Below are 24,702 nucleotides of genomic sequence, written 5' to 3'. Positions count from 1 at the left end.
CCAAATACTTGCCAAAGTCAAATAATTATTTGACAATGGCAATTATTGAGGTGTCCCATGCCAGTCAACGGTGCTGACGACCAGATCGCAGCGGTTCGCGCCTTCAACCGCTTCTATACCCGCAAGCTCGGTGTGCTCGACCAGCATTTGGGTCAGAGCCCGTTTTCGCTGAGCGAGGCCCGCGTGCTCTATGAGCTCGCGCATCGCGACGCGCTCGCGGCGAAGGAGATCGGCAACGAGCTCGGTCTCGACCCCGGCTATCTCAGCCGTATCGTTCAAAGCTTCGACGAAAAGGGGCTGATCACGCGCACGCCCCTGCCCACGGATCGCAGGCAGTACCAGCTCAGCCTTACCGCCAAGGGCCGCCAGACATTCACCAAGCTGAACCTGGGCTCGCAGAACGAGGTCGCCGCGATGCTGGCCCGGCTTTCGGCCGGCGATGCAACGCGGCTCACGCAGGCGATGGCGACCATCGAGACCGTGCTGGAGCAACGCCAGAGCCAGCCCGCGTCGGTCGTGCTGCGCAGCCATCGCGTCGGTGACATGGGCTGGGTCATCTCCAAGCAGGCGGCGGCCTATGCCGCGGACTATGGCTGGGACATCAGCTACGAGGCGCTGGTCGCCGAGATCTGCGCACAGTTCATCAAGAGCTACGACGCCGCACGCGAGCATTGCTGGATCGCGGAAGTCGGCGGCGAGCCGGTCGGCTCGATCTTCCTGGTCAAGGCCACCGACGAGCTCGCCAAACTCCGCCTGTTGCAGGTGGAGAAGAAGGCACGCGGCCTCGGCGTCGGCCGCGCGCTGGTCGAGCAATGCATTCAGGGCGCGCGCGAACGGGGCTACAAGAGGATGACGCTGTGGACGCAGAGCATCCTGGTCGCCGCACGCGGCATCTACAAGAGCGCCGGCTTCGAGCTGGTCGCAACCAAGCCGCATCACAGTTTTGGGCACGATCTGGTGGGTGAGACGTGGGAGATGGATCTGTAGCTGCGCGATGCGAGATGATTATTCTGGGAAAGGATATCTCTCCGGCGTGTCTGATCTCGTAGGATGCGCAAAGGCGCACTTGCGCCGTGCCCACGATCTTTCTCAATCAACAGAAGTCGTGGGCACGCTGTCGCTTTGCCCACCCTGCGATACCTTGTGGCTTGGCTTGCGAACGGTGCTTGCGCACCGACGCGCATCTACACCGTCGCGCCCTGCGCTTTCGGCCGGCGCAGATGCTCGTCCAGCCGCGGCATGATCTCGACGAAATTGCAGGGGCGCGTGCGGTAGTCGAGTTGCGCCGCCAGGATGCCGTCCCAGCCGTCGCGGCAGGCGCCGGGCGAACCCGGCAGGCAGAAGATGTAGGTGGCTCCGGCAACGCCTGCAGTGGCGCGGCTCTGGATCGTCGACGTGCCGATCTTGGCATGGCTCAGCATGTGGAAGGCGATCGAGAACCCGTCCATGCGCTTCTCGAACAGCGGCTCGATCGCCTCCGGCGTGACGTCGCGCCCGGTGAAGCCGGTGCCGCCGGTGGTGATGACGACGTCGACGCCGGCATCCGCGATCCAGCGGCGGATCACGGTGCGGATGGCCTCGACATCGTCGGTGACGATCTCGCGGGCGGCGAGATGATGGCCGGCCGCCGTGAGGCGATCGACCAGCGTCTGGCCGGATTTGTCGTCCGCAAGCGCGCGCGTGTCGGAGACGGTGAGCACCGCGATGTTGAGCGGGATGAACTGCTTGGATTCGTCGATGGAGGCCATTGCTCAATCCTCTCGTGTCCCGGACGCGCTGCAGCGTGAAACGCTGCTGCGCAGAGCCGGGACCCATTTGGAGGCTTGAGTGACCCGGCAATGTAGACCCCGGCTCGGCAGCGCACCGCTCAAGAAGCACTGCATCCGGGGCACGAGCATCTATGACTACGGCCCGCCGCCGCCGAACGTGTTGCAGGCTTGCAGCGTGCCCTGCTGATAGCCGGTCATGAACCACTGCTTGCGCTGCGCGGCGGAGCCGTGGGTGAAGGAGTCGGGCACCACGCGTCCCGTCGCCTGGCGCTGCAGTGTGTCGTCGCCGATCGCGCTCGCCGTGGTCAGCGCGGCGTCGATATCGCCGGCCTCGAGGAAGTTCGGACGCTTTTTCGCTTCGCGATTGACCCAGATACCGGAGAGGCAATCGGCCTGGAGCTCGACCTTCACCTGGAGCGCGTTCGACTCCGCCTTGCTGCTGGCCTGCTGCTGCAGCCGCGTCACCTTGGGGATGATGCCAAGCAGGTTCTGGATGTGATGGCCGGCCTCATGCGCAATGATGTAGGCGGAGGTGAAATTGCACGCCGATTTGCCGGAGCAACCGCGGAAGCGCGTCTCGACCTCGCGGAAGAAGCCCGTGTCGAGGAAGATGGTGCGGTCCGGCGGGCAGTAGAACGGCCCCATCGCCGACTCGGCCCGGCCACAGCGGCCGCCATTGGTGGCGTTGCGGAACAGCACGACCTTCGGGCCGGTGTAGGACTGGCCGGAGGCCTGGAAGATCTCGGTCCAGCGATCGTCGATCTCGCCGAGGATGCCCGAGATCATGCTGCCCATCTCGTCGGTCGGCGCACCGCGCTTGGCCTGACTGGACGGACGGTCGCTCTGGTAGCTCGGCGCCTGGCCGCCGCCGGTGAGGATCTCGGCGCCGCCGATCAGGATGCGCGGGTCGATGCCGAAGGCATAGCCGACCAGGCCCAGCACGATGATGGTGCCGATGCCGAGGCCGCCGCCGCCCATCGGCAGCCCGAACCCGCCGCCTCCGCCGCCGCCAAATCCTCCTCCACCGTCATCGCGACGATCCTCGATGTCGTCGCTGCGGCGGAAATCATCGTAGCGCATGGCGGGCTTCCCTCAGGTCGGCAATTGTTCGGCGTGGGCACGCGGAAACGCGAAAACCTTAACGCGCCACATAGCTAAAATTTCCATTGCGTTAATCAATATCCCGCTCGGCAATTATTGCCTAGTGCGACAGCGTGCAACGCCAGCAATTTTTTCCGAGGGCCAAGCATTTTTTTCCGAGAGAAACTTGAGAGTCTTTTGCAGATCCAGCCACCCTCGCAACGCGAAGAAACGCGAAACACACTGTAAAACACGGCAAATGCTCGCAGCTTCACGCGCGCGACACGCGATGCGGGGCCTGCTCACGAAAGCGGCGGGTTAAGTCGATTTTTACTTTGCCGCTTCATTGTAACGGTCAGTCGGTTGTTTGGTCCCGCGTCGCCGACAGCGTCGCCTGAGTCAGAGTTCTTGAGTCATGGTAGTGTCGCGTCGCGGGGCGTCTGCAAAGGCGCCCCGCACAAATTTTGAGTCTCCGTCGCACAGCATCATTCTCGGTGATTGCGTCGCCGAGATGTCGAAGCTTCAGGCCGGCTCGGTCGATCTCGTGTTCGCCGATCCGCCCTACAATCTGCAGCTCAAGGGCGATCTCAAGCGCCCCGACGAATCCCATGTCGATGCCGTCAACGACGACTGGGACAAGTTCGATTCATTCTCCGCCTATGACGATTTCACCCGCGCCTGGCTCCTGGCCGCGCGGGCTGCGATGAAGCCGTCGGCGACGATCTGGGTGATCGGCTCCTATCACAACATCTTCCGCGTCGGCGCGATCATGCAGGACCTCGGCTTCTGGCTCCTGAACGACATCGTCTGGCGCAAGACCAACCCGATGCCGAATTTCCGCGGCCGCCGTTTCACCAACGCGCACGAGACCATGATCTGGGCCGCGCGTGACGAAAAGGCCAAGGGCTACACGTTCAACTACGAAGCGCTGAAGGCGGCCAACGAGGACGTGCAGGCACGCTCCGACTGGCTGATCCCGCTCTGCACCGGCGAGGAACGTCTCAAGGGCGCCGACGGCAAGAAAGTGCACCCGACGCAGAAGCCGGAAGGCCTGCTCGCGCGCGTGCTGCTGTCGTCATCCAAGCCTGGCGATCTCGTCATCGATCCCTTCAACGGCACCGGCACCACCGGCGCCGTCGCCAAGCGTCTCGGCCGCTCCTATATCGGCTTCGAGCGCGACAAGACCTATGCCAAGGCCGCCGAAGCGCGCATCGCCGCGATCGAACCGCTGCCGGAAGCGAGCCTCGCTCCTTTCATGACCGCGCGCGAAGCGCCGCGCGTGGCGTTCTCCGAGCTGATCGAGCGCGGCATGATCATGCCGGGCACAAAACTGTTCGATGCCAAGAAGAAGCTGGGTGCACTGGTGCGTGCCGACGGCGCCATCATGTTCGGCGACAAGGTCGGCTCGATCCATCGCATCGGCGCGGTGGCGCAAGGCGCGCAGGCCTGCAACGGCTGGACCTTCTGGCACGTCGAGACCAAGAAGGGCCTCAAGCTGATCGACGAGCTCCGCGCCGAGATCCGCGCCGGCATGGGGGCGGAGTAGCCCAGCACACCCGGCACCTTGAACACCGCCACAGCCAGGACTAGATTCGCTGGATCAGCCCCGTCCTGACCGGCCGGCTCCCATGCGACGACAGTCCGAGACATTGCTACTGGTGCCGCTGCTGCCGATCTTCCTGGTCGGCATGTTTCCGATGTTCCTGATCGCCCTGCTCGGCTTTTTCGGCCTCGCTCTGTTCGGCGTGCTCGTGATCTGCGTCGGGCTCGCGAGCAGCAACGAGGCGCACGACAATTTCAATCACGATGTCATCGTGCATGGCTACGCGCGTGGCTCGGAGCGCAAGGCGCAGGCCTCCGACATGCATCTCGCCAGCCGGCTCGGGTTGCGGTTGGAAGCGGTCGGCGCGGCGATGATCCTTACGGCCGCCATCGGCCTTTGTTACGCCGGCTGATCTGCGCGGCGCGCAGATACCGCCCCGCAAATTCGCCGGTTGCTCTCCCCGGCCCTGTTCAGGCACAGAAAGCCGCGAGGCCGCATTCATGCTCCAAATGGGGAAATGGGGAGAGAAACATGCTCAGATTCTATTTCAACGGATCGCCGAACCCGACCAAGGTCGCGCTCTTCCTCGAGGAGGCAGGCCTGGCATACGAGCCGGTGAAGATCGACACCCGCAAGGGCGAACAGTTCGCGCCGGAATACTTGAAGATCAATCCGAACGGCAAGGTGCCGGCGATCGACGATGGCGGCACCATCGTGTTCGACTCGAACGCCATCCTGCTCTATCTCGCCGAGAAGACCGGACAATTCCTCCCCGCGAACCGCGCCGAACTGCTGTCATGGCTGATGTTCGTGGCAACAGGCGTCGGGCCCTATTCGGGTCAGGCCGTGCATTTCAAGCACTTTGCGCCGAAGGACCAGAACCACGACTACGCCCATAATCGCTACCAGTACGAGACCGATCGCCATTACAAAATCCTCGACGCGCATCTTGCCGGCCGCCGCTACATGGTCGGCGATGCCTATTCGATTCTGGACATGGCAGTGTGGGGCTGGGCGCGGATGGTGCCGTTCAAGCTCGGCGACGATGCCTTTGCGCGCTACCCGAACGTCAAGCGGCTGATCGACGACATCTCAGGCCGGCCGGCCGCCGCCCGCGCGCTCGCGCTGAAAGACAAGTTCATCTTCAAGGCCGAGATGGACGACGAGGCGCGCGCCAACATGTTCAAGCACATGGCGACGAAAGTGGCCTGACCTTATTGCCATGCGATGAAAGGCCACGCGTTCACGCATGGCCTTTTGTTTTTTAGGCGGCGTTGACCGACGCGAGGAACTTTGCGACCTCGGTCTTCAACCGGTTGCTGTCTGACGACAGCGAGCGCGCCGCCGACAGAACTTGCGACGAGGCCGAGCCGGTGTCGGCCGCGCCGCGCTGGACGTCGCCGATATTGGTCGAGACGCGCTGGGTTCCGTGCGCGGCCTGCTGGACGTTGCGGGAGATCTCCTGCGTCGCGGCGCCCTGCTCTTCCACGGCAGCGGCAACGGTCGAGGAGATTTCCGACAGCCGCTCGATGGTGCCGCTGATCTCCCTGATGGAGCCGACCGACTCTTCCGTCGCGGCCTGGATGCCGGAGACCTGCTGGGCGATCTCGCCGGTCGCCTTTGCGGTCTGCTCGGCCAGCGCCTTGACCTCGGAGGCGACCACGGCAAAGCCGCGGCCGGCCTCGCCCGCGCGCGCGGCCTCGATGGTGGCGTTGAGCGCCAGCAGATTGGTCTGGCCGGCGATGGTGCTGATCAGCTCGACGACGTCGCCGATGCGGGCAGCCGCCCTGGAGAGCTCGCTGACGCGGGCGTTGGTCTTGCTCGCCTGCTCCACGGCTTCGCCGGCGATGCGGGCCGATTCCTGGACCTGGCGAGCGATCTCGCTCACCGAGGACGACAGCTCTTCGGTCGCCGACGCGACGGCTTGCACGTTGGCCGAGGCTTCCTGTGATGCGGAGGCGACTTCCGTCGACAGATCCTGGGCGCGCGTTGCCGTCGTCGTCAGCGTGCCGGCGGAGGCCTCGAGCTCGCCGGAGGCCGACGACACGGTCTCGACGATTTCGCCGATCGCCTGCTCGAACTGGTCGGCGAGCCGGACCATGTCCTTCTTGCGGTCCTCGGCCTGCCGCGCCTCGCTCTCGGTCTGCTCGTGACGCATGCGCTCGGTGTCGATCATGTTGTCCTTGAACACCTGGATCGCCTTGGCCATGTCGCCGATCTCGTCCGCCTTGCCCCGTGAGGGGATCTCGACCGCGAGATCGCCGCCAGCGAGCCGGCCCATCGCGCGCGTCATCGAGGCCAGCGGACCGACGATGCTGCGGGCGATCAGGAAGGCGACGATGACGCTGAACACGACTGCAAGACCGCCTGCGGCCTCCTGAATCCAGGTCGTGCTGGCGATCACGCCTGCGGCGACCGTGCGCGTTCTCTGGGAGTCAGCCGCAAGTTGCGTGTCCGCGACCTTGAGCTTGTCGATGCTTCCGGCGATCAGGGGCGCAATGCTGCTGCGGTAAATCTCCTCGGCCGCGAGGATCGCGGCGGAGGTCGCCTCGAACGCTGCCTGGTAGGACGAAAGCGAGGTCTTGACCGGGGCGAGCGCAGACTTGACCTGCTCCGGCAGGGTGGCCTCCTGGAGCGCCGTGATCCGTTGCTGCGCCCTCTCGGTATTGGCTCTGAAGGTCGAGGATGCCTTGGAGTCGCGCATGGCGAGGAAGCGCCAGCTCGCCAGACGTGCCTGGAGGATCTTGGATTCGAGGTCGGCGACGGGCGCCGTGATCTCGGCATCGTGGGTGCCATGCGCCGCGATGACCAGCTTGCCGGCATTGGCATTCAGTTCCTCGCCACCCGGCAGGAGAGCGGCCTTGCCTTTCGTCGTCTCCTTGACCGCGGCGCCCATGCGCTCGCGCAGCGACTGCAGCTTGCCAATATCGGCAACGAGGCCGTCGTAGATCTTGCGCCGCTCCTCGGAGGCCGTCCCTGCCGAAGCGACTTTCAGCAACTCGATCGTCGCCGCCTCCCGTTCCGCGGCCTCCTTGAAGGCGGGCTCGTTGGCATCATAGATGTAGCGCAGATTGGCCCGCTGCAGCGCCTGGAGATGGACCGATATCTCTCGAATGCGGGCTGTACTGTCCGAGAAGGCAGACATTTTCGCGACCTGGTCCTGGACCGCCCACAGGTTCCAGACGGCAACTACGGTCATGATCAGGCCAACCGCGGCCAGAGCCGTAAACCCGGCGTAAAGACGTCCCCGGATTCTCAAACGAATGCCCCGCATGGTGATGCCGCCCCCAAGAATTCGGGCAGCCGAACGCCCTCATGGCGGCTCCGGCTGCGCGGCATCACCATGAAGCACACTTGTTAATTGTGTCCTTCTTGATCGGACCGAGGCGACGGCGGGGTAAGCGCCCGCCAAGGGTTCGATACAAGCGGATCAGCCGGCCGCGGCTTGCGGGAACTGCTCTCGGTCAGAACCGAGCGCAGCATGTCCGGACCCACGATATCAGGCGGTCGCCTGCTGCAATTTGCCGAGCGCGTTCTCGACCACTTCCAGCGTGTACGGCTTCTGCACCACCGGCGCCGAGGCGAGGTCGACGGGGATCGGCGCACGCTCGCCGTAGCCGGTCGCGAAGATGAAGGGCACGCCGATCTCCTTCAGCCTCAAGGCCACCTTGATGCTGCTCTCACTGCCGAGATTGAGGTCTAGCAGCGCAAAGCTCGGGCGCGTGCGCTCGATCGCGCGCATCGCCTGGTCGACGCTCGCCGCCGTATCGACATGCCGCGCCCCGAGATCGAGCAGGATCACCTCCGCCGCCATGGCGATGATGAGATTGTCCTCGACGATCAGGGCGGTGTCGGAGATGCGGGGACGGGCGGGCTGCTGTTCCTCGATGCGCATGGCGGCTCCTGCGATTGACGGCACCAGCTCGACGAAGTTCGGCGGGATCACGAACCTCGCCTGCACGCCGAGCAGGTCGAAGCGGATTTCGGCTTCGCCCTTGAGGTCGAACGGGACGGAACGCTCGATGATGGTGGTGCCGAAACCGCGGCGCGACGGCGGCTGCACCGGCGGACCGCCGCTCTCCTTCCACTCGATCTCGAGGCTCGAATTCGGGTCGACCCGCCAGATCACCTCGACCTGGCCGGTGGAATCGGCGAGCGCGCCGTATTTGGCGGAGTTCGTCATCATCTCGTGGACGACGAGCGCCAGCGTCGCGAACGCCTTGGGATCGAGCGCAACGTCGGGTCCGTCGATCTTCACGCGATCGGCGCGGGAGCCGAGATAGGCCCCGGCCTCGGATTCCAGCAGCGTCCGCAGCGCCACCGGCGCCCAGTTCAGATTGGTGATCTGGTCGTGTGCGCGCGCGAGCGCCTGGATGCGACCGCCGAGCACGCTGGCGAACTCGTCCACATTTCTTGCGGTGTCCTTGCTTTGCGCCACCAGCGCACGCACCAGGCTCAGGATGTTGCGGACGCGATGATTGAGCTCGGCAATCATCAGCTCCTGCCGCTCCTGGGCGCCGCGGCGCTCGCGCGCCGCAAGGTCGGACAGTTGCAGGATCACTTCGAGCAGCGTGACGCGCAGGCTCTCGGCGATGCGGATGTCGGCCGCCGACCACGGCTTGGACTGGCCCGCGACCGTCTCCTGCCAGAGCTCAAAGCTCTTGCGCGGCGTCAGGCGCGGCCCGTTCGGGCCTTCCTCGTAGACCTTGTCGGGCGCGCCCGCCCAGTTCACCGAACGCACCACCTCGCGCCGGAAAAAAATCAGGCAGTCGCGCGGCGTGCGCGAGATCGGAATGGCGAGGAAGCCGGCGGCGCGGTCACGAAACACCTCGCCGGCCGCATAGAGCTTTGCGATCTCCGCGCTGGCACAGATGCGGCCCGGCGAAGTCCGGTTGATGAAAGCGACGAGGTCCTTGACCTCGTCCTCCGTCGGCGTCTCGCCGTCGAGCGTGATCCTGTTGTCGGACCAGACCGCGACGCCATCGCAGGCGATCATCTTGCGGTAATCGCCGACGAAGTCGACGATCGCACGCCGGCTATGCTCGTGCGTGCCGGCGATCTCGATTAACCCCTCCTGGATCTTCTGGGCGTTGGCCTCGTAGGCCATATCACCCTCGCGCTCGCGCCCTTCCACGATCCAGGAGAACATCTGCCCGAACAGCTCGGACGCCGTCCGCTTCTCGAACGAGATGTAGCGCGGCGAATAATGGTGGCAGGCGAACAGCCCCCACAGCTTGCCGTCGCGCAGGATCGACACAGACATCGAGGCGCTGACGCCCATGTTGCGCAGATATTCGATATGGATCGGCGACACAGCGCGCAGCACGCTCATGGACAGATCGAGCAGCCCCGCATTGTGCGCTGCGGTCGACAGCAATGCGGCCGGCCTGGCGTTGATGTCGGCGATGATGCGCAGCCAGTTGCGCTGATAGAGGATGCGGGCCTGCCTGGGGATGTCGGAGGCCGGGTAATGCAGGCCGAGAAATTTCTCGAGGCCTGCTTCCGCAGCCTCCGCGATCACCTCGCCCGATCCGTCCGGGTGAAATTGATAGACCATGACGCGGTCGAAGCCGGTCAGAACTTTAAGCTGGCGCGCCGCTTCGCGGGCTAGCTCAGCCATGCCGCGGGTCTTGCGGATGCGCTCCAGCATCAGCCGCACCAGCTCGCCCGAATTGACACCCGCCTCGACGACGCTGGGCTCGGCCTCGACGACCACATACGCGCCGGAAAAATGGATCGATAGATCGTAAAGCGGCTTGCCCGGCTGGAGCTCGACGCCGAACACGCGTTCGGTCGAATCAGGACCGCCCAGCTGATCGACGCGGCTGCGGATGGTCTCGATCGCGGCTGCGGAGAAGACTCTTGCGAGCGGCTGCTGCAGCAGATCGGTGACGTCGCCGCCGAGAAAGCTGCCGGCATTGTCCGACGCCATGCAGATCGTGAAGTCCGACAGCAGCGTCAGCAGGAAGCCGAACGGCTGCACATTGCCGGGAATGTGGATCGGCTCGCGATCGCAATTGGTGAGATTGACCGCCTCGTTCATGCGCGATCCGCCGCCCGCTCGAAGGCAGCAAAGGCGCTGCGCGCCGCCGCGATCGCCTCGTCCTCGTCGCAGGCTTCTTCGCGTGCGAGCTTCGCCAGAAAACTCTGCCACAGCCGCTTGCCGGTGCCGTGGCTGAGATAGGCAGTGGCCTGCCCGATGCGCGGATCAGCCGCATCCGCGACGGCCTTCAGCAGGAATTTTGCACCGAGCCGGGAGCCCTCCAGCACGTACATGGTGCCGATCACGCCACTCTGTGTCAGCGGCGGCACCGACACGGTGGCATGCGCCTTCCGGCCGAGCCGGTCGAGATCGGCCGCGATTGCGGCGCTGCGCGCCCGCTCCGGCCAGTCCGGAAAATGTCTGGCGACTCCGGCATCCACGAGCGCAGCTTCGAGCGGCAACAGAGCGCCCGCGCTGGCCTGGAGAAAGCGTCGATAGCCGGAGAGCACGGTGAGATCGAACGCCGACATCTGCGCGTCGAGTTCGTGATGTGCCGCAGCCGTCGCGTCTCTCAATCGTTCACGGAGTCCGGGAAAGCTTCGTCCTGCCTGTATTGATACGTCCGAAGCCCCATCCAGCATGAAATTCCCAAACGCGCGCAAAGCCGGCGCGCGATTGCCCCGGAGACGAACGAACGCGGGCGGGACCAAAATGTTCCCGCCCGGTTCCGGACCGCTCGGGCCGGCATTCTTCTAGCCGGTCGCGGCGTTCCGAGCCGATTGCGGGAAAAGCCCGAGCGCTTTCTCGGTCAGCACGGAATCGCAGTACTCGCGGATCTCCTTGATCTTGCCGTCCGCGAACCGGAAGACGAGGCAATAGTCGTTGTCGTAACGCACGCCTTCGGGCGTGACGTTGTCGCCCTTGGCCTCGACCACGACGATGTCGCCATCGGCGATGAAGCGCTCGGCGACCGTGCGCGTGCGGTCGCGCAGGCGGGTGCGTACATAGCCGTGCAGATCGTTGAGGATCGCGTCCTTGCCCGTGAAGGTGCGCGACCAGGAATACTGGCCGGTGACGATCCATTTGGCGTCGTCGGCAAGGCTTGCGGTGAACAGCGATCGATCGCGGACGTCGGGGTCGGGGCTGGCGGCGGCGGCGAAAATGTCCTGCATCAGTTTCTTATTGGCGCTCGCGCTCATGGCGGCATCTCCTTTCATGGCAACACGGAGAACATCGCCGCTTGATGAGAATTCTTCAAATCGATAATGAATATGATATCTATTCACCTCATGAATTTGAATTCGCTCGACCTTAATCTCCTCAACGCGCTCGACGCCCTGCTGCGCGAGGCCAATGTCAGCCGTGCCGCCATGCGCATCGGACTGTCGCAGCCAGCCACCAGCCACGCTCTTCAGCGGCTGCGCGATATCTTCGGCGACCCGCTGCTGGTACGAACCGGCGCACGGATGGAGCTGACGCCGCGGGCGCAAGCCCTGCGCGCGCCGCTGGCGCAGGCGCTGGATCAGGTCCGCGGGCTGTTCGTGCCCGAGGAATTCGACGCCGCGCGCAGCGAGCGGTCATTTCGCCTGATGATGCCCGATCTCGCCGTCGAGCTATTGATGCCGCCTTTGATGGAGAAGGTCACGCGCCTTGCGCCCAACGTTCGCATCGACGTCGTGCCATGGCGGGGACCGGCGATCTTTCACGCCGAGTTCGCCCGCACCATCGACCTCGTGATCTCGATCGGCAACGCCTTCAAGGGTTTCCATCGCCAGCTGCTCTACACCGATAGCGACGCGCTCGCGGTGCGGCGCGGCCATCCCATGGGCGCCAAGCTGAAGCGACGCGACGCCTTCCTCGCCGCGCGCCATGTCGGCGTGATCATCCGCGGCCAGCCCGAAGACCTGATCGACACCTGGCTGCGCAGCAAAGGCATCGAGCGGCACATTTCGCTGGTGGTGCCAGGCTATCTCGAAGCGCTGCACGTCGCCGCCCGGACCGACCTCGTCGCCTTCGTGCCGCGGCGGCTGATCGCGGCGCTGTCAAAACAGTTCGGCCTCGTCACGATCACGCCACCGCTCGATCCCGGAATCGACGAGCAGTTCATGTTCTATCCGACGCGGGCGCAGATGGACCCGGGCTCGATCTGGTTGCGGCGGTTGATGCTGGAGACGGGGCGGGAGCTGGAGAAGCGGAAAGCCGGGTAAGAAGCGGCTTCGTCAAACTCGGTGTCGTCCCGGACAAGCGCGCCCCAAGCGCGCGCCGATCCGGGATCCGGTTACGCCTTCTGCGCGTCCATCACCTTGCGGATCGCGGGGCGATCCATCATCCGCTTGAAATGGTCGGCGATCTTCGGCGTGGCGTTGATGTCGACGCTATCGCCTTCGAGCCAGTGCGAGAGAGTGTGGAGATAGGGATCGCAGATTGTGAACTGATCGCCCATCACCCACGGCCCCTTGAACATCCTCTGTTCGATCAGGGCGAAGCAGGCGCCCATGGTCTTCGGCACCATCGCCTTCATGTCGGCAAACGAGCTCTCCTGCGTCGCCCAGCGCGCGCCGCGCATCTTGTGGGCGTGATTGATGTGCACGGTCGAGCAGAGATAGGAATTGAACGACTGCACCTGCGCGAAATCGAAGGGATCGTCGAGCGGCGCGAGTTTCGCCTTCGGGAAGGTTTGCGCGATATAGGCCAGCATCGCCGGCGTCTCGGTCAGGACGCCGCGGTCGGTTACCAGGGCCGGGACGCGCCCCTTCGGGTTGATGGCGAGATAGGCCGCGCTGTTCTGCTGATTGTCCTTGAAGCTCAGCCGCTCAGCCGTGTAGTCGGCGCCAGCCTCCTCCAGGGTCATGTAAGTGGCGAGCGCGCAGGTGCCGGTGGCGTAGTAGAGTTTGAGCATGTCGGACCTCATGGGAAGGCTGGAAACTAACGGCTGTTGCCCCCGAGGTCTATAGCACGACATCCTCTTCGCAGTTGCCCACATCCGCCCGCCTGTGCCAAGACGCCCACAATCGGAGGGGATCTTGTCATGACGGTACTTATCGCCGGCGGCGGCATCGGCGGGCTGACGCTTGCGCTCAGCCTGCATCAAATCGGCGTTCCCGTAAAAGTGTTCGAGAGCGTCGCGGAATTGAAGCCGCTCGGCGTCGGCATCAACGTGCTACCGCATGCGGTGCGCGAGCTGATCGAGCTCGGGTTGCTGGACAGGCTGGACGCCAGCGGCGTGCGGACCCGCGAGCTCGCCTATTTCTCCAAGCACGGCAAGCCGATCTGGAGCGAGCCGCGCGGGCTTGAGGCCGGCTACAAATGGCCGCAATTCTCGATCCATCGCGGCACGCTGCAGCAGATCCTGCTCGATGCCGCAATCGAGCGGCTCGGCCGCGACAACATCTTGACCAGCCACCACCTGACCGGCTGGACCGAGACGTCCGGCGGCGTGCGTGCCGACTTCATCGACAGGGCGACCGGCAAGGCCGCAGGCACCTATGAAGGCGCGATCCTGATCGCCGCCGACGGCATCCATTCCGCCGCGCGCGAAAAGCTCTATCCGAACGAAGGCCCGCCGATCTGGAACGGCCGCATCCTCTGGCGCGGCGTCACGCCGGCAAAAGCCTTCCTCACCGGCCGGACCATGATCATGGCCGGCCACGAGATCCTGAAGTTCGTCTGCTACCCGATCTCGAAGGAGCCGGACGCCGCAGGCAACCACCTCATCAACTGGGTCGCCGAGCGGCACATGCCGCCGACCTATCAGTGGCGGCGCGAGGACTATAACCGCACCGCGCGGCTGGAAGAGTTCCTGCCCTGGTTCGAGAGCTGGACATTCGACTGGCTCGACGTGCCCGGCCTGATCAGGAATTGCCCGCACGCCTACGAATATCCGCTGGTCGACCGCGATCCGGTCTCGCAATGGACGTTCGGCAAGGTGACGCTGATGGGCGACGCCGCGCATCCGATGTACCCGATCGGCTCGAACGGCGCCTCGCAGGCGATCCTCGATGCCCGCACCATCACCCGCGAAATCCTGGCGCATGGCCCGACGACCGCAGCGCTGCTCGCCTATGAGGCCGAGCGGCGGCCTGCAACCACCGACCTCGTGCTGCTCAACCGCAAGAACGGCCCCGAGCAGGTGATGCAGCTCGTCGAAGAGCGCGCGCCTGATGGGTACAAGGTCGTCACCGACGTGCTGTCGCAGAAGGAGCTGGAGGACATCGCCGCGAACTACAAGCGCGTCGCGGGCTTCCAGGTCGAGGCGCTGAACGCCAAGCCACCGATCGTGAGCAAGGACGCGCGGGCGAGGGTGTAAGCTTCCGCTTCGGGCGCGATGCCGATTGCTGTGCCCTCGCCCCTTGCGGGAGAGGGCAGTGGAGTACGCGGCTAGACTTTGCCCACCACCCTCGCCGCCTCCAGCAGCCGCTCGCTTGCGCTTGCCGTCGCCAGCACCGTGCCGTCCTCCGCCATCAGCTTGGCCTCGACGAATGCGATGGTCTTGCCGAGCTGCGTCACCCTGGCCTCGCCGATGATCGGCCCGGGCTTTGCGGGGCTGAGAAAGTTCACGGTCATGCTGATGGTCGTGGTGTAGAGCCGGCCCTCGCTCATCACGAGGACGGCGGGTCCCATGGTGTCGTCGAGCATGGCCGAGAGCATGCCGCCCTGGATGTAACCGGCCGGGTTGCAGAACTCGGGTCTGCCTTCGAAGACGAGCTTGATCCAGCCCTCGTCAGGTTTCGCGTCGAGCAGGCGCCAGCCCAACAGCTCGGCGCAGGGTGGCCTTGGAAAATTGTCGAGCGCGGTCGTGACCATGCGAACCTCCGTTGTCTTGCAACAGATAACGCAGGCCTGCTGCCAGGCTGGTGTCAGCAGGATAGGCCGCTAAAGCGCGATGAGATTAGGATAAATCGTCATCGCGCTTTAGGTTATTGTTTGAGCATGATCTCCGCGCAAACGCGTTCCGCGTTTGTCGCGAGGGAAAACCGCTTCGCACTTTTCCGGATCATGCTTTAGCGCTCCAGCGCGTGCGCAATCACCTTGCGCATGACGTTCGGCAGCGCTTCGTCGGCCAGCGTCGCGATCGGCACCCAGCGCATGCCCGCAGGCGCGCGCGTGCGGGCTTCGGCCTTCGCGGTGTAGACCACGAGCTCCAGCGGAAAGTGCGTGAACACGTGGGTGACCACGCCGACCTTGCGTTGCCAGCGCGACAGCCCCTTGATATCGGGCGCCTGCTGCTTCGCCGTCGCGTCCTCTTGCCCCGCAAGCCAGTCCGAACCCGGCACTTCGGTCATGCCGCCGAGCAAGCCTTTTTCGGGCCTTGAGCGAACCAGCAGCTCCTCCCCGCGCGTGACGACGAAGGCGGCACCGCGCCGCAGGGTCCCGCTCTTCTTCGGCGCCTTGCGCGGAAACGTCTCCTGCGTGCCCTGTGCGCGCGCCGCGCAATCCTCGTTCAACGGGCATAGCGAGCAGGCCGGCTTCTTCGGCGTGCAGATCGAGGCGCCCAGATCCATCAGGGCCTGGGCACTGTCGCCGGCGCGTGAGTTGGCCAGCAGCGTCGCAGCCAGTTGCTGGATCAGCGGCTTGGCCTGCGGCAGCTCATCCTCGACCGCATACAGGCGCGACACCACGCGCTCGATATTGCCGTCGACCGGCATGGTGTGACGATCGAACGCGATCGCCGCGATCGCGGCCGCGGTGTAGGGACCAATGCCCGGCAGTGCGCGCAGACCTTCTTCTGTGTCGGGAAAGGAGCCGCCATGTTGGCGCATCACCGCGACCGCGCAGGCATGGAGATTGCGCGCGCGCGAATAATAGCCGAGCCCGGCCCACATCCGCAGCACGTCATCAAGAGACGCACTCCCGAGCGCCGTGACATCAGGCCAGCGCGCGACGAATTTTTCGAAATAGGGCCCGACCGCTTTCACCGTGGTCTGCTGCAGCATGATCTCCGACAGCCAGACGCGATATGGATCCGACGTCTCCCCGGGTGCCGCGCGCCAAGGCAGCCTGCGGCGGTGGCGATCGTACCAGGCGAGCAGCAGCGTTGGACGCGCCGAACCTACCGACTGAATTGGTTCCGACTTGGCCTTAAGGGCAGATTTCGGGCTCATGGTCTCACTGTAGCGGCCTCGCGCCGATGTCTCCACGTCATGCCCGCGCTCGTCGCGGGCATCCACGTCTTTCTTCGTTGCGAGAAGCCTGCGGGCCGTGAGTTGGGGTGCTATAAGGCGCCATGGCCAAATTCCCACCCAAACCCGGCCCCATCAGCGCCAAGCCGCTCGGGATCCTGCTCAACGACGTCTTTGCCGAGGCCTATGCCAAGCAGGGCTTTGCGGCGCGCGAGCTGGTGACGCGGTGGGCGCAGATCGCGGGACCCGAGATCGCGGCGCATGCCGAGCCCTTGAAGATGCAATGGCCCCGGCCGGTCGAGGGCCAGCCGCAGGAGCCGGCGACGCTGGTGCTGCGGGTCGAGGGGCCGATGGCACTGGAAATCCAGCACTCGGCCGATGTGATCCTGGAGCGGGTCAACCGCTTTTTCGGCTGGAGCGCAGTCGGCAAACTCGCCTTCCGCCAGGCCCCCCTGTCGCGGCCCCGGCGCCCGGTGCCGCCCAGCCCGCCGGACCCCAAGCTGGTCGCCAAGGTGGCGGAAGGCCTGGGGGACATCGAAGATGAAGAATTGAAGACGGCGCTGGCGCGGCTTGGGGCCGCCATCAAGCGAAATTGAGCCTCATTCCCTGGCTATTCTGGACCTGTCCCTGCCGCTCGCCATTGCCTCAAACCACGTTTCAAGCTAGCGACAGGCCGCCCGGGAACCTTCATACCAGCCTCGGGTACCACGCCAATTCGGGAGCCGACCTTGATCATCACCCGCCGCGCCTTCACCACGATGCTGTCGCTGACCGGTCTTGCCGCGATCGCCGGGCTCTCGCCGCTGCGGTTCATTTCTGAAGCAATGGCGCAGGCTGCTGGTGACGTCGCCAAGCCGGTGTCGCTGCCCGACATGGCGCTCGGCCCCAAGGACGCCACTGTGACCATCACCGAATTTGCCTCGATGACCTGCCCGCACTGCGCGGCCTTCAACGAGCAGGTGTTCCCCAAGATCAAGTCGGAATACATCGACACCGGCAAGATCCGTTACGTCTTCCGCGAGTTCCCGCTCGACATCAAGGCCGCCGCCGGCTCGATGCTGTCGCGCTGCATCGCCAACGGCGACGCCGCGAAATACTTCGCCGTCACCGACATGCTGTTCCGCCAGCAGAACGACTGGGTGGTGAAGAACACCACGGAGACCCTGACCCGGATCGGCAAGCAGGCCGGCCTCACCCAGCAGCAGGTGGAAGCCTGCCTGAAGGACCAGGCGTTGCTCGACAAGATCGCCGCCGACCAGAAATACGCCAGCGACGTTCTGAAGGTGGATTCGACGCCGACCTTCTTCATCAACGGCGAGAAGATCAAGGGCGAGGCCTCGTTCGAGGAGTTCGCCAAGAAGATCAATCCGCTGCTGAAGAGCTGATTCGCTCGTCAAGATCCTGATTCGCATCTCGAAAGCCGTATCTTTCCCGGCATAAATCCCTTGGGAAAAGCGGCTTTCGCTGGTTGCCCTCGCGGCGCACCGCGGCCATTGTCCGCCGCATGAGGCGCCTCGCGCGACTCACCCAGAGAGTGACATTGCCTTCCATGGTACTGTCCCGGCAGGGGGATTCGCGCCTGCCAACAGAGATGCGTGCTTATGAAAATCACCCGCCTGCGCCTACACGGATTCAAGTCCTTCGTTGAGCCGACGGACTTCGTCATCGAGCCCGGCCTGACCGGCGTGGTCGGACCCAACGGCTGCGGCAAGTCGAATCTCGTCGAGGCGCTGCGCTGGGCGATGGGTGAAACCTCCTACAAGTCGCTGCGCGCCGCCGACATGGACGCGGTGATTTTCGCCGGCTCCGGCAACCGTCCGGCGCGCAACCACGCCGAAGTGACGATGACGATCGACAACGCCGATCGCACCGCGCCGGCGGCGATGAACGACAGCCAGTTGCTGGAAATCTCCCGTCGCATCGAGCGCGAGGCCGGCTCGGTCTATCGCATCAACGGCCGCGACGTGCGCGCCCGCGACGTGCAGATCCTGTTCGCGGACGCCGCCACCGGCGCGCGCTCGCCGGCCCTCGTCCACCAGGGCAAGATCGGCGAGATCATCCAGGCCAAGCCCGAGCAGCGCCGCCGCGTGCTGGAAGACGCCGCCGGCGTTGCCGGTCTGCACGCCCGCCGCCACGAGGCCGAGCTGCGGCTGAAGGCGGCCGAGACCAACCTCACCCGCGTCGAGGACGTGATCGGCCAGCTCGCAGGGCAAATGGAAGGCCTGAAGAAGCAGGCCCGCCAGGCCGTGCGCTATCGCGAGGTCGCGGCCAAGGTCCGCAAGGCCGAGGCCACGCTGTTTCATCTGCGCTGGATCGGCGCCCATGCCGACGTCAATGAATCCGGCCAGACTCACGATCTCGCCGTGCGAGAGATGGCCGAGCGCACCCAGCACCAGGCCGAGGCCGCCCGCATCCAGGCGATCCGCGCCGCCGAAATGCCGGCGCTGCGCGATGCCGAGGCGCGCGCCGCCGCCGGCCTCCAGCGCCTGACCAATGCCCGCGAGCTGCTCGACCGCGAGGAAGAGCGCGCCAAGGAGCGCGTCGCCGAGCTCGAGCGCCGTCTCGCCCAGTTCGAAGGCGACATTTCCCGTGCTCAGCAGCAGACCATGGACGCCGACGTCGCGCTGCAGCGGCTCGACACCGAAGACGCCGAGCTGAAGGAAGAGATCAAGTCGCGCGTCGAGAAGCGCTCCGGCGTCGACGAGCGCGTCGGCGAGGCCGAGGCGGTGCTGACCGAGACCGAGCAGCAATTCGCCGAGCTCACCACCGCGCTCGCCGACCTCACCGCCAAACGCAATCAGCTCGAAGCCAACGTCCGCACCCACCGCGACAAGCTCGCCCGTCTCGACCAGGAGATCGCGAATGTCACGGCTGAAGAGCAGAAGCTCGCTGCCGACACCGGCGGCTTCGGCGACCTCGAAGAGCTGACCGCCGCGGTCGAGACCGCCGAGCAGACGCTGGCGGCTTCGGAAGCCGCAGCTCAAGCGAGCGAGGCTGCGCATGTCGCCGCACGCCAGACACTGGAATCCTCGCGCTCGCCGCTGGTCGAAGCCGACAAGCGCGTGCAGCGCCTCGATACCGAGGCACGCACGATTTCCAAGATCGTCAACGGCGAGACCAAGAATCTGTGGCCGCCGATCATCGACGGCATCACCGTCGACAAGGGTTTTGAAAAGGCGATTGGCGCTGCGCTCGGCGACGATCTCGATGCGCCGATCGATCCCTCGGCGCCGATGCGCTGGACCAATGTCGGACACGCCGAGGGCGATCCGGAACTCCCCGAAGGCGTCACCCCGCTCGCCAACCACGTTCAGGCGCCGGCCGAGCTGACGCGCCGCCTGGCGCAGATCGGCGTGGTGCCGCGCGAGCGCGGGGCCGAGCTGGTCTCACAGCTCAAGACCGGCCAGCGGCTGGTCTCGCCCGAGGGCGACGTCTGGCGCTGGGACGGTTTCGTCGCCGCCGCGCACGCCCCGACCGGCGCCGCACGGCGCCTCGCCGAACGCGCCCGTCTCGTCGACATCGAGAACGAGCTGGAGCAGGCCCGCATCGATGCGCAGATCAAGCGCCAGGCGCTGGAGAATGCCGAGTCCGAATTGCAGATGGCGGCCAGCACCGAAGGCGCCAGCCGCGAAGCCATGCGAGCGGCGCAGCGCGAGCTGAACGTCGCGCGCGAGCGCCATGCCGCGGCCGAACGCGAGATCAGCCGCCACGCCGCCCGCAAGGCGACGCTGTCGGAAGCGCATAGCCGTCTTGCCGCCGACCGCGCCGAGGCCGAGGCTGCCTACGAATATGCCGAGGCCGGCATCAGCGAGCTGCCGTCGAGCGAGGACACCGAGACGCGTCTGGCCGCCGTCCGCAGCGACATCGAAAACCATCGCCGCATCGCCGCCCAGGTCCGCGCCGAGGCGCAGGCGCTGGCGCGCGAGGCTGAACTGGCCGACCGCCGCGTCCAGGCGATCCTCGCCGAGCGCACCGAGTGGGCGAACCGCAAGGAAAGCGCGGCCTCCCACATCGACACCATCCAGGCCCGTATTGCCGAGCTCACGATCGAGCGCAGCGAACTCGAGAACGCGCCCGCCGTGTTCGCCGAGAAGCGCAGCGCGCTGATCACCGAGATCGAATACGCCGAGAACGACCGCCGCATGGCCGCCGACGCGCTCGCCACCGCCGAGACCGCGATGGCCGAAACCGATCGCGTCGCCAAGCTGACGCTGGAAGCGCTGTCCAGCGCGCGCGAGGCCACCGCCCGCGCAGAAGAGCGCATGGAAGGCTCCCGGCGCCGGCTCGAAGACATCGAGCGCGAGATCCGCGACATGCTGGAAGTCGAGCCGCAGGCCGTCGCCGGTCTTGCCGAGATCGAGCCCGGCGCGGAGCTGCCGCCGCTGCACGACATCGAGGAAGACCTCGAGAAGATGCGCCGCGACCGCGAGCGCCTGGGCGCCGTCAATTTGCGCGCGGAGGAAGAGCTGCGCGAGGTCGAGACCCAGCACACCGGCCTCGTCACCGAACGCGACGACCTGGTCGAAGCCATCAAGCGGCTGCGCCAGGGCATCCAGAGCCTCAACAAGGAAGCGCGCGAGCGCCTCTTGACCTCGTTCGAGGTCGTCAACAACCACTTCAAGCGCCTGTTCGTCGAGCTGTTCGGCGGCGGTGAAGCCGCGCTGCACCTGATCGAGAGCGACGACCCGCTGGAAGCCGGTCTCGAAATCATCGCCAAGCCCCCCGGCAAGAAGCCGCAGACGCTGTCGCTGCTCTCGGGCGGCGAGCAGGCGCTGACCGCGATGGCGCTGATCTTCGCGGTGTTCTTGACCAACCCCTCGCCGATCTGCGTGCTGGACGAAGTCGACGCGCCGCTCGACGACCACAACGTCGAACGGTACTGCAACTTGCTGCACGAAATGACCGGCTCGACCGACACGCGCTTCATCATCATCACGCACAACCCGATCACGATGGCGCGGATGAACCGGCTGTTCGGCGTCACCATGGCCGAGCGCGGCGTCTCCCAGCTCGTTTCGGTGAGCCTGGCCGAGGCCGTGGACATTCTCGACCAGAACGTGGCGTGACACTGCGCGCGTTCCACACCCATTGACGTCATCATCCGTGAAGGCGGATGATCCAGTACGCCGCGCCTTCTCGGTTTAACGGCACTGTCTCGGAATACTGGATGCCCCGCCTGCGCGGGGCATGGCCGCGGATGATGATCTCACCCAACCTCCCCGCCGAACTCAAGGCCGCGCTCGACGCCAGGCTGCAGGGATTCTCCCGCACCGACGCTGCCCAGCGCTCACGGAAGATCTCGACGACGTATCGTGCCGGCGGCGGCTCCGGCACGATCAAGTCGGAAGCGGATGCGCTCGCCTATGCGCTGGCGCGGATGCCGGCGACCTATGCGGCGGTCGCCGCAAGCCTGAGTGCGCTGGCCGAGATCGCGCCCGACTTCGCCCCGGAAACATTGCTCGACGTCGGCGCAGGTCCGGGCACCGCGAGCTGGGCCGCCGCCGAAGCATTCGCCTCGCTGCAGGATTTCACCCTGCTCGACGCCAACTCCACCTTGAGCCGCCTCGCGCTCGACCTCGCGCGCGACAGCTCGCGCCTCGCCAATTGCCGCTATTTGCCGGGAGATGCTGCCACCAACCTCGCTGAGGTCTCGCAGGCCGATCTTGTCGTCGCGAGCTACATCATTGGCGAGCTCGGCGAGAGCGACCAGAGCAAGCTCGTGGAGACAATGTGGGCCAAAGCGCGCCACGCACTGGTCGTGATCGAGCCCGGCACGCCTGCCGGTTATGCCCGCATTCTCGCGCTGCGCCAGCAACTGATCGCGGCAGGCGCCTTCGTCGCCGCGCCCTGCCCGCACGAAAAGCCTTGCCCGCTCGTGGCACCCGATTGGTGCCATTTCAACCAGCGTCTGCCGCGCTCTCAGGCGCACCGCCAGATCAAGGGCGCCGACGTGCCGTTCGAGGACGAACGCTTCATCTACGTCGCGTTGACCCGCACGCCCCCCGCAGCCCGCACCGCACGCGTGCTGGCGCCACCGGAGGTCGGCAAGGTCGAGGTCACGGCCAAACTGTGCACCGAGGAAGGTCTCGAACTCGCCAAGGTCCCGCGACGCGACAAGGCTGGCTATGCCAGCGCCCGGCGCTGGCGCTGGGGCGATACCGTCCTGTCCGAAAGTTAACCTCGTCCCCCGCTTTTCCCTTGAACTCGGATGGCCCCCGATCCGACCAAGTCATACCTTCCCTCCGCGCGGGGCTCTCCCCCGGCTCCATTTTAGTTTAGGCTGTCCGCTCCAATTTCGTTTCAGGAGTTCTCCATGTCGACCGGCTGGATCGTTCTCGGCGTCATCATCGTTCTCGTGTTCTTGGCCTTCAGCGCCTACAACCGGCTGGTGGCGCTGGGTCAGCGCGTCGGCCAGGCCTTTGCTGATGTCGACGTGCAGCTCAAGCAGCGTCATGACCTGATCCCGAACCTGGTCGAGACGGTGAAGGGCTACGCCTCGCACGAGCGCGGCACGCTCGACGACGTCATCAAGGCGCGCAATTCGGCGATGTCGGCGCAGGGACCGGCGCAAGTGTCCGCCGCCGAGAACCAGCTCTCCGGCGCGCTCGGCCGGCTGATTGCGCTGTCGGAGGCGTATCCGGACCTCAAGGCCAACGCCAACTTCCAGCAGCTTGCGAGCGAGCTCTCCGACCTCGAGAACAAGATCGCAGCAAGCCGCCGCTTCTTCAACAACGCGGTCCAGGAATACAACACCGGCATCCAGCAGATGCCCGCCGCTTTGTTCGCCGGCATGTTCGGTTTCACCAAGAAGGACTTCTTCGATCTCGGCACCAGCCGCACCGAGGTCGAGGCAGCGCCTCAGGTGAAGTTCTGATCTGAGCCGACAAGCCGGCAGGGCGCGCGTCATGGCCGCGTATGGTCTCTACACGCACATCGCCTCGAACAAGTTTCGTTCGATGCTGCTGCTCGGCGGTCTGTTCGCGCTGGTCTATGTGCTGGTCTTTGCCGGCGCGCTTGTCGCCGAGGTCGTCACCAACGGCAATGAGACCGTCGCCTATTATCTGAACCGGGGCTTCCACGATCTCATCGTCGCCTTTCCCTTTGCGACGGCTGGGGCGATTGCCTGGATCGTCATCGCCTATTTCTTCCATCAGTCGATGATCGATGCGGTAACCGGCGGGCACGACGTCACCCGCCAGGAGGAGCCGCGGCTCTACAATCTCCTGGAAAATCTCTGCATCTCGCGCGGCATCACCATGCCGAAGCTGAAGATCATGGAAAGCCCGGCGCTGAACGCGTTCGCGACCGGCCTCAATCCGCGGCAATATGCCGTCACCGTCACCACCGGTCTCCTGAAGGCGCTGAACGACCAGGAGATCGAGGCGGTGCTGGGCCACGAACTGACCCACATCAGGAACGGCGACGTGCAGCTGATGGTGGTCGCCGTGATCATCGCCGGCGTGGTCGGCTTTTTCGGCGAATTGTTCTTCCGCTTGTTCACCAATTTGAGCTGGAGTTCCGGTGGCGGATCGTGGTGGTCGGGCTCCTCCTCATCGTCCCGCTCGTCCTCCTCGTCGAGCGACAACAAGAATTCCGGCGGCGGCGCGATCATCGTCATCATCATCGCGGTCGTGCTGATCGTGGTGGCCTGGCTGGTCTCGCAAGTGGTCAAGCTCGCGCTGTCGCGCTCGCGCGAATATCTTGCCGATGCCGGCTCGGTCGAATTGACGAAAAACCCTGATGCCATGATCTCGGCTCTGCGCAAGATCGAAGGCCGCGGCGAATTGCCGGGCGCGACCTCGGCGGTGATGGAGCTGTGCCTCGATAATCCGCGCGAAGGCTTTTCCGATCTGTTCGCGACCCACCCCTCGGTACAGTCCCGCGTCGACGCGCTGGTCAAATTCGCCGGCGGCCATGATCCCGGTCCGCTGCCGCCGCCCGGTGAAGAGACGGACCAACCCGAGACCGACGAGCCCGAGGCACAAGCCGATCAGCAAAACGCCCCTCCTCCGGTCCCGCATGGCCCTTGGAATGATGCAGGCAACCCGCCCGGTCCGCCGCCCGTGCCCGCGCCGAGCCCTGCCGGAACCGCTGCCGGTAATCCGCTCGGCCCTCTGGGCAATCCCATAGGTAATCCTTTGGGTCCTTGGGGCCGCCATTAAGCGAGCAATTCGTCACGCCTTGCAGCCGGTTTCACGGCCTTTGGGA

General features: G+C 65.3%; 21 protein-coding genes. 12 read left to right on the top strand and 9 right to left on the bottom strand.

The annotated features are described in order from the left end of the window. The first annotated feature begins 57 nt into the window (after positions 1-57). Positions 58-987: a bifunctional helix-turn-helix transcriptional regulator/GNAT family N-acetyltransferase gene (locus L6639_RS39020; RefSeq protein ID WP_237866732.1), complete on the top strand. Its 930-nt coding sequence runs from the start codon at positions 58-60 to the stop codon at positions 985-987. Positions 988-1,184: 197 nt separating this feature from the next. Here the strand turns inward: L6639_RS39020 and moaB are convergent, their stop codons facing one another. Both moaB and ypfJ read right to left on the bottom strand, forming a co-directional pair. Then, positions 1,185-1,748 (bottom strand): molybdenum cofactor biosynthesis protein B, encoded by a 564-nt coding sequence (moaB, locus tag L6639_RS39015; protein WP_237866730.1) that lies wholly within the window; start codon positions 1,746-1,748, stop codon positions 1,185-1,187. 156 nt (positions 1,749-1,904) lie between these two features. After that, on the bottom strand, positions 1,905-2,849 hold the full coding sequence (gene ypfJ / locus L6639_RS39010; protein ID WP_237866729.1) for a KPN_02809 family neutral zinc metallopeptidase: 945 nt from the start codon (positions 2,847-2,849) through the stop codon (positions 1,905-1,907). A gap of 415 nt (positions 2,850-3,264) precedes the next feature. Between ypfJ and L6639_RS39005 the strand changes: the two genes are divergently transcribed. From L6639_RS39005 to L6639_RS38995, 3 genes are all read left to right on the top strand, one after another. After that, positions 3,265-4,395 carry a site-specific DNA-methyltransferase gene (locus L6639_RS39005; RefSeq protein ID WP_271606938.1) on the top strand — a complete coding sequence of 377 codons (1,131 nt, stop codon included), beginning with the start codon at positions 3,265-3,267 and terminating at the stop codon, positions 4,393-4,395. An 82-nt stretch (positions 4,396-4,477) separates the two neighbouring features. Beyond that, entirely contained in the window at positions 4,478-4,804 is a 327-nt protein-coding gene (locus tag L6639_RS39000) for a hypothetical protein (RefSeq protein ID WP_237866727.1), read from the top strand. 119 nt (positions 4,805-4,923) lie between these two features. Continuing rightward, on the top strand, positions 4,924-5,604 hold the full coding sequence (locus L6639_RS38995) for a glutathione S-transferase family protein (RefSeq protein WP_237866725.1): 681 nt from the start codon (positions 4,924-4,926) through the stop codon (positions 5,602-5,604). 52 nt (positions 5,605-5,656) lie between these two features. On the opposite strand, the gene L6639_RS38990 is transcribed toward L6639_RS38995, so the two are convergent. From L6639_RS38990 to L6639_RS38975, 4 genes are all read right to left on the bottom strand, one after another. After that, positions 5,657-7,666, bottom strand: coding sequence for a methyl-accepting chemotaxis protein (locus L6639_RS38990; RefSeq protein ID WP_237866722.1), 2,010 nt, complete (start codon positions 7,664-7,666; stop codon positions 5,657-5,659). A gap of 225 nt (positions 7,667-7,891) precedes the next feature. Next, positions 7,892-10,435 (bottom strand): HWE histidine kinase domain-containing protein, encoded by a 2,544-nt coding sequence (locus L6639_RS38985; RefSeq protein WP_237866721.1) that lies wholly within the window; start codon positions 10,433-10,435, stop codon positions 7,892-7,894. Then, a complete protein-coding gene (locus tag L6639_RS38980) occupies positions 10,432-11,016 on the bottom strand; it encodes a biliverdin-producing heme oxygenase (RefSeq protein WP_237866720.1) in 585 nt (194 codons plus the stop codon). Before L6639_RS38980 ends, L6639_RS38985 begins: the two co-directional genes overlap by 4 nt. Positions 11,017-11,127: 111 nt before the next feature. Then, positions 11,128-11,574: a nuclear transport factor 2 family protein gene (locus L6639_RS38975; protein WP_237866718.1), complete on the bottom strand. Its 447-nt coding sequence runs from the start codon at positions 11,572-11,574 to the stop codon at positions 11,128-11,130. A 90-nt stretch (positions 11,575-11,664) separates the two neighbouring features. Between L6639_RS38975 and L6639_RS38970 the strand changes: the two genes are divergently transcribed. Further along, positions 11,665-12,582 (top strand): LysR family transcriptional regulator, encoded by a 918-nt coding sequence (locus tag L6639_RS38970; protein WP_237866714.1) that lies wholly within the window; start codon positions 11,665-11,667, stop codon positions 12,580-12,582. Between the two features lie 71 nt (positions 12,583-12,653). On the opposite strand, the gene L6639_RS38965 is transcribed toward L6639_RS38970, so the two are convergent. After that, positions 12,654-13,274 carry a glutathione S-transferase family protein gene (locus L6639_RS38965; RefSeq protein ID WP_237866713.1) on the bottom strand — a complete coding sequence of 207 codons (621 nt, stop codon included), beginning with the start codon at positions 13,272-13,274 and terminating at the stop codon, positions 12,654-12,656. 129 nt (positions 13,275-13,403) lie between these two features. Here L6639_RS38965 and L6639_RS38960 point away from each other — a divergent pair, with 129 nt between their 5' ends. After that, entirely contained in the window at positions 13,404-14,681 is a 1,278-nt protein-coding gene (locus L6639_RS38960; RefSeq protein ID WP_237866712.1) for a flavin-dependent oxidoreductase, read from the top strand. A gap of 71 nt (positions 14,682-14,752) precedes the next feature. Here the strand turns inward: L6639_RS38960 and L6639_RS38955 are convergent, their stop codons facing one another. Together L6639_RS38955 and mutY are read right to left on the bottom strand one after the other, a co-directional pair. Continuing rightward, on the bottom strand, positions 14,753-15,178 hold the full coding sequence (locus tag L6639_RS38955; RefSeq protein WP_237866711.1) for a PaaI family thioesterase: 426 nt from the start codon (positions 15,176-15,178) through the stop codon (positions 14,753-14,755). Between the two features lie 197 nt (positions 15,179-15,375). Next, positions 15,376-16,476 (bottom strand): A/G-specific adenine glycosylase, encoded by a 1,101-nt coding sequence (gene mutY, locus L6639_RS38950; protein ID WP_237866770.1) that lies wholly within the window; start codon positions 16,474-16,476, stop codon positions 15,376-15,378. Positions 16,477-16,598: 122 nt separating this feature from the next. On the opposite strand from mutY, the gene L6639_RS38945 reads away from it, so the two are divergent. The 6 genes from L6639_RS38945 (at position 16,599) to L6639_RS38920 (ending at position 24,656) form a co-directional block, all read left to right on the top strand. Next, on the top strand, positions 16,599-17,090 hold the full coding sequence (locus tag L6639_RS38945; protein WP_237866709.1) for a DUF721 domain-containing protein: 492 nt from the start codon (positions 16,599-16,601) through the stop codon (positions 17,088-17,090). A 132-nt stretch (positions 17,091-17,222) separates the two neighbouring features. Then, on the top strand, positions 17,223-17,879 hold the full coding sequence (locus L6639_RS38940) for a DsbA family protein (protein WP_237866708.1): 657 nt from the start codon (positions 17,223-17,225) through the stop codon (positions 17,877-17,879). 216 nt (positions 17,880-18,095) lie between these two features. Beyond that, complete coding sequence (smc, locus tag L6639_RS38935) at positions 18,096-21,560, top strand: chromosome segregation protein SMC (RefSeq protein WP_237866705.1); 3,465 nt, start codon at positions 18,096-18,098, stop codon at positions 21,558-21,560. A 131-nt stretch (positions 21,561-21,691) separates the two neighbouring features. Further along, the gene (locus L6639_RS38930; protein ID WP_237866769.1) at positions 21,692-22,672 is read left to right on the top strand and encodes a small ribosomal subunit Rsm22 family protein; all 981 of its coding nucleotides are present in this window, start codon (positions 21,692-21,694) and stop codon (positions 22,670-22,672) included. A 135-nt stretch (positions 22,673-22,807) separates the two neighbouring features. Further along, the gene (locus L6639_RS38925) at positions 22,808-23,368 is read left to right on the top strand and encodes a LemA family protein (protein ID WP_237866699.1); all 561 of its coding nucleotides are present in this window, start codon (positions 22,808-22,810) and stop codon (positions 23,366-23,368) included. Between the two features lie 31 nt (positions 23,369-23,399). Beyond that, on the top strand, positions 23,400-24,656 hold the full coding sequence (locus L6639_RS38920) for a M48 family metallopeptidase (protein WP_237866698.1): 1,257 nt from the start codon (positions 23,400-23,402) through the stop codon (positions 24,654-24,656). Positions 24,657-24,702: the final 46 nt, after the last annotated feature.

The organism is Bradyrhizobium zhengyangense, assembly GCF_022012555.1.
GTDB lineage: Bacteria > Pseudomonadota > Alphaproteobacteria > Rhizobiales > Xanthobacteraceae > Bradyrhizobium > Bradyrhizobium zhengyangense.
Note: the sequence above shows the minus strand (reverse complement) of the source record. Positions and strands in the feature narration are given on the sequence as shown.